We start from the raw sequence: 4,939 nt of genomic DNA on the forward strand, positions 1-4,939 counted from the left end.
TGAAGATGCTGCTCAAGCCGCTGGACCTGCCGCCGCGGGTGCAGGGCTGGGTGGAGAAGCCGCTGGCGAAGATGGCGGAGAAGCTGTTTCTCAATTGATATGAAGCCCCTCTCCCGTCGGCGACCCGAAGGTAGTCCCCGTGGGAGAGAGGGGTTGGGGTGAGGGTACGGGCGGAGCGCAAGGGTGATGTGCACCGCTCCGGCCGTACCCTCATCCGGCTGCCGCCACCTTCCTCGCTCCTCAGAGCCGCGCACATCCATGTGCGCTCCCCGCGTGCTCTCCCACGGGGACTACCTTCGGGTCGCCGGAGGGAGAAGGATTCCACTTTGAAGCGCTGTGGAAAAAACGCGGGCTCAGTTGCGGCCCAATTCCAACTCCCTCTCGCGCTCCTCCACACTGCCCTCAGGCCAGTGATACCAGTCCTCATGCGGCGAGAACTGCCGGCACGACGGGCAGAAGGTGATCTGCCAGCGGTAGCTGCAGCCGGGACAGACGCCGGCAGTCCAGAACGTATTCCACACCGTGCCGCAGCCGCCCATGCGCGGCGAGCATTGCCAGCGATCCTCGCCCTGCGGGCGCCAGGCGCAGCGCGGACAGAAGATCTGCGGCTCGTTCATGGCGCGGGCTTGCTATCGCCCGCGGCATCGCGCTGCGCCGACTGAATCTTGCGCTGCTCGTGCTCCACCGACTTCAGCTTGCCCACGTCCACCGGGCGGATCTCGCCGATCGTGCAGGGGAAGTCGCGCCGCCCGGTCAGCACCTTGTCGAAGCGCACCTGCACCTCGTTCAAGTTGGAAGTGAGGCCGATCGCGTTGGTGAATTCCAGATCCGGACACGGCCCCATCACGCTGACCAGGTACGCCTCGCTCGGCCGCGTATAAATGGCCAGCTGGCTATCGCCCAGCGGCTCCCACGAATACAGCTCGAAGAAGCGGAAGCTGCGCACCGGCTCGCGCGCCGCCGCGGCATATGCAGCCTGGCGCGCGCTGATGCGTTGCGCGTAGGGAACACTGGAACACGCCGCCACGCCCAGCGTAGCGATGGCGGCAAGGAAAAAGCGTGTGGCGAACATGGCATGTCCTCCATCGTGAGGAGACCCGCATTCGAACGCGCGGCGCCGTCCGCGGTGCACGCGTCACTTTTTCTTGGCGTTGCCCTTGCCGACCGGCTGCCACTTGTCCGGATCGAAGCCGCCGACTTCGTACACCAGGGTCAGCTTCTTCTCGCCGTCCTGCAGGGTCACGTCGATCGAGATCTTTTTCGCCTTCTCCAGCAGGGCGATAAAGGCCTTGTCGTCGCGGATCATCAGCGCCGGTTCGCCGGTGCTCGGCGCGAACGCCTTGATGCCAGTGTCCTTGCCGTCGACCACGGTCTTGAGCGTGCAGTTGGCCTTGCACACGAAGCCGTGTTCGCCGCCGGCATACAGGAAAGCGTTCTGACCCCACTCGGTATGCCGGCGCAGCACCAGCCGCACGCGATCGTTGCCGGAGGGCTGGCTGCTGTAGATGGTGGCGGTGGACTGCGTGCCACCCTGCATCGGCGAAACCTGGTACAGCCACAGGCCCTGCAGGCGGTTCTTCTCGCTGTTTTCCTTCCAGCGCTTTTCCACTTCCGGCAGGGTCTGCTGCACCTCCTTGGCGGCTGCGCTGTCGGGATAGCGGCTGACGATTTCCTTGCCCATCGACGTGGCCATCTCGTCGTTGTGGATGCGCAGCAGCTGGCGGTAGGTCTCCAGCTTCTGCGCGGACTCGTCGGCCTGCGGCGCCTGGGCCGGCGCGGCGGCCTGGTCGCCGGACTGCGAGCAGCCGGCCAGCACGCCGGCGAAAGCGAACGAAGCGGCCAGGACGGCGGGGCGGAGGCGCGGCAGGTTCATCGGCGGTACCCGTGGGTTGGAAAGAAGCCAAGAGTGAAACGGCGCGCGCAGCAGCGCAACCGCTCAGGCGCCGGCCGGCGCCTCGCCGAAGCGCTCGCGCAGCGACGTGCGGTAACGCCGGCTGCACGGCACCACGGCGCCGTCGCGCATGCGCAGGCGCGCCTCGCCGGCGTCCAGCGGCTCGATCTCGGCCAGGTAGTCCAGGTTGATCGCATAGCTGCGGTGCACGCGCACGAAGCGGCGCGCGTCCAGGCGCTCCTCGATCCCGGCCATGGTGCTGCGCAGCGGATAGTCGCGACCGCGCACGTGCAGGTTGACGTAGTTGCCGGAGGCCTGCAGCCATTCGATCTCGCTGGCGTTGACCAGGAATTCCTTGCCCAGCTTGCGCACCAGAAAGCGCTCGGGCCGCTCCACCGGCTCCACCGGCGGACCTTCGTCGGGCTCGGCCAGCAGGCGCGCCTCGCCCTGCCAACGCATCAGCCACAGCCGCGACAGGCTGACCAGGGCGATGATCAGGAAATAGGTGCGGATGTCCTTGAGGTATTCGTAGCCGAAGTTCGGCCACCAGGTGCCGAAGTCGTAATGGCTGCCCATCGCCGCATAGACCAGCCCGCGCAGCGCCACCATGCCGCCCACGTGGAGCAGGCTGAACGGCACGCTCGCCAGCAGGTGCCAGGGCAGGCTGGCGCGCCAGCTGTCCAGGCGGATCGGCCAGCGGCGTTCGACCGCCAGCACGGCGGGGATCAGGGCCAGGACCAGCAGCCCGCTGCTCCATTCCCAGGTCCACGGCTCCCAGGCCGGCAGGTGCGGGTTGTCCATCCGCGCCACCACGCTGTTGAACACCGTATTGAGCAGGGTGACCAGCACCCAGAACGCCCGCTCGAGCGGCCGGCGCCAGCGCTGGAAATCCCGGTAGTCGAAGTTGGCGTCGAAGCTGGGCCGGGTCTGCATGACGGGCATTCTACGGGCGGCGCGGTTCGTCACCAGGGTCCGCCATCCGTCCCTCGCACCCCGCGATCAATCACCTGGCGCTGGGGCACGGCCCGTAAACGGCCCAGCATGCGTGGCATCCGGCGCCGCCGCGCCTTCGACGAGCCTCAAGCCATGAATCGCCGCGACCTGCTCAAAGCCTCCCTCGCCCTGCCGCTGCTGCCGCTGGCCTTGCGCGCCGGCGCCGCGCCCACCGCGGCCATCAAACTGCTCGCCGGCCCGCTGGCCTTCCACCGCGTCCGCCCCGGCCAGCCCGGCTGGCCCGCGCCGGCGCAATGGGACGAGCTGCGGCGGCAGGTGGGCGGGCGCCTGCTGCTGCCGCGCTCGCCGTTTGCCGAATGCCCCTCGGCCGCCTGCACCCAGGCGCTGAAGCAGCTCGACAACCCGTTCGCCCTCGGCGACGACCCCGCGCTGACCCAGACCAGCGGCTGGGCCGATGCCTGGATCTCGCAACCCAGCGCCTACGCCGTGGCCGCCGAAAGCGCGGCCGACGTCGCCGCCGCCGTGAACTTCGCCCGCCAGCACCGCCTGCGCCTGGTGGTGAAGGGCGGCGGCCACAGCTACCAGGGCACCTCGGAAGCGCCGGACTCGCTGCTGGTGTGGACCCGCCATATGAACCAGGTCAGCCTGCACGACGCCTTCGTGCCGCAAGGCGCTGCGGGCCACGCCCAGCCGCTGCCGGCGGTGAGCGTGCAGGCCGGCGCGCTGTGGATCGACGCCTATGACGCCGTCACCACCCAGGGCCGGCGCTACGTGCAGGGCGGCGGCTGCGCCACCGTGGGCGTGGCCGGGCTGATCCAGAGCGGCGGCTTCGGCAGCTTCTCCAAGGGCTTCGGCAGCGCAGCGGGCAATCTGCTGGAGGCGGAGATCGTTACTGCCGACGGCAAAGTGCGCGTGGTCAACGCCTACAACGATCCGGAACTGTTCTGGGGCATCAAGGGCGGCGGCGGCGGCAGCCTTGGCGTGGTGACGCGGCTGACCCTGCGCACCTTCGAGCTGCCGGAGTTCTTCGGCGCGGCGATGGGGTGCATCAAAGCCTCCTCGCGCGACGCCTTCCGCGCGCTGGTCGGCCGCTTCGTGGCGTTCTATCGCGAGGCGCTGTTCAACCCGCACTGGGGCGAGCAGGTCGGCTTCCGCGACGGCGACACGCTGAAAATATCGATGGTGTTCCAGGGCCTGACCCAGGAGCAGGCGCAGCAGACCTGGCAGCCGTTCCTGGACTGGATCAAGGCACGCCCCGAATACAGCATCGTCGAACCGGTCCAGACCATCGCCCTGCCCGCCCGCCATTTCTGGGACGCGGCGTTCTTCCGCGAGCACGCACCGCAATACATCGTGCCGGACGACCGCCCCGGCGCCCCGGCGCATCACATGATCTGGCGCGGCGACCATGACCAGGTGGGTTGGTTTATCCATGCCTACCAGTCGGCCTGGATGCCTGCCTCGCTGCTGCAGCCGGGGCGGCGGGATGTGCTCGCCGATGCTCTGTTCGCGGCTTCGCAGCACTTCGACTATGCATTGCATTTCAACAAGGGCCTGGCCGGCGCACCGGCCGACGCGATCGAACGGGCGCGCGATACGGCGACGAATCCGGGCATGGTCGAGGCATTCGCGCTGGCCATCTGCGCCGACGGCAGCGGCCCGGCGTTCACCGGCCTGCCGGGGCGCAGCCCGGAACTGGCCAAGGCACGCCAGCAGGCGTCGAAAATCGACCTGGCCATGAAAGAACTGCTGAAGGTGGCGCCCGATGCTGGCTCCTACGTTTCGGAAAGCGATTATTTCCTGCGCGACTGGCAGCAGCGCTTCTGGGGCTCCAACTATCCGCGACTGGCGGCGGCGAAGCGGCGCTACGATCCGGAAGGCTTGTTCTTCGTGCACCACGGCGTGGGCAGCGAAGCATGGAGCGCCGACGGTTTCACCCGCACCGCGTAGGTTGGGGTGAGCACAGCGAACCCCAACAAACCTCGCACGATCACGCCCATGTTGGGGTTACGGGCTGCATCGGCAGCCCGCCCTTCGGGCCATCCGCTACGCGGATGTTCGCTACGGCATCCTGCCTTCGCAGTCGCCTGCGGC

5 protein-coding genes are annotated in these 4,939 nt (G+C 68.4%); 1 reads left to right on the plus strand and 4 read right to left on the minus strand.

Translation table 11 applies throughout. The features are described 5' to 3' along the window. Positions 1 to 353: 353 nt before the first annotated feature. The 4 genes from BM172_RS21905 to BM172_RS21920 form a co-directional block, all read right to left on the minus strand. The gene (locus tag BM172_RS21905) at positions 354 to 617 is read right to left on the minus strand and encodes a hypothetical protein (protein WP_026633905.1); all 264 of its coding nucleotides are present in this window, start codon (positions 615 to 617) and stop codon (positions 354 to 356) included. Next, positions 614 to 1,072 carry a DUF6491 family protein gene (locus tag BM172_RS21910; protein ID WP_026633906.1) on the minus strand — a complete coding sequence of 153 codons (459 nt, stop codon included), beginning with the start codon at positions 1,070 to 1,072 and terminating at the stop codon, positions 614 to 616. Before BM172_RS21910 ends, BM172_RS21905 begins: the two co-directional genes overlap by 4 nt. A gap of 63 nt (positions 1,073 to 1,135) precedes the next feature. After that, the gene (locus tag BM172_RS21915) at positions 1,136 to 1,873 is read right to left on the minus strand and encodes a hypothetical protein (RefSeq protein WP_026633907.1); all 738 of its coding nucleotides are present in this window, start codon (positions 1,871 to 1,873) and stop codon (positions 1,136 to 1,138) included. A 63-nt stretch (positions 1,874 to 1,936) separates the two neighbouring features. After that, the gene (locus BM172_RS21920) at positions 1,937 to 2,824 is read right to left on the minus strand and encodes a LytTR family DNA-binding domain-containing protein (RefSeq protein WP_026633908.1); all 888 of its coding nucleotides are present in this window, start codon (positions 2,822 to 2,824) and stop codon (positions 1,937 to 1,939) included. 153 nt (positions 2,825 to 2,977) lie between these two features. Here BM172_RS21920 and BM172_RS21925 point away from each other — a divergent pair, with 153 nt between their 5' ends. Then, on the plus strand, positions 2,978 to 4,795 hold the full coding sequence (locus BM172_RS21925) for an FAD-binding oxidoreductase (protein ID WP_026633909.1): 1,818 nt from the start codon (positions 2,978 to 2,980) through the stop codon (positions 4,793 to 4,795). Positions 4,796 to 4,939: the final 144 nt, after the last annotated feature.

This window comes from Dyella marensis (assembly GCF_900112865.1).
In the GTDB taxonomy this organism is placed as follows: Bacteria; Pseudomonadota; Gammaproteobacteria; order Xanthomonadales; family Rhodanobacteraceae; genus Dyella_D; species Dyella_D marensis_A.

Bases quoted from the DNA above. Each gene is read 5' to 3' on its own strand.
- BM172_RS21905 (WP_026633905.1), bottom strand. From the start codon at position 617: ATGAACGAGCCGCAGATCTTCTGTCCGCGCTGCGCCTGGCGCCCGCAG.
- BM172_RS21910 (WP_026633906.1), bottom strand. From the start codon at position 1,072: ATGTTCGCCACACGCTTTTTCCTTGCCGCCATCGCTACGCTGGGCGTG.
- BM172_RS21915 (WP_026633907.1), bottom strand. From the start codon at position 1,873: ATGAACCTGCCGCGCCTCCGCCCCGCCGTCCTGGCCGCTTCGTTCGCT.
- BM172_RS21920 (WP_026633908.1), bottom strand. From the start codon at position 2,824: ATGCAGACCCGGCCCAGCTTCGACGCCAACTTCGACTACCGGGATTTC.
- BM172_RS21925 (WP_026633909.1), top strand. From the start codon at position 2,978: ATGAATCGCCGCGACCTGCTCAAAGCCTCCCTCGCCCTGCCGCTGCTG.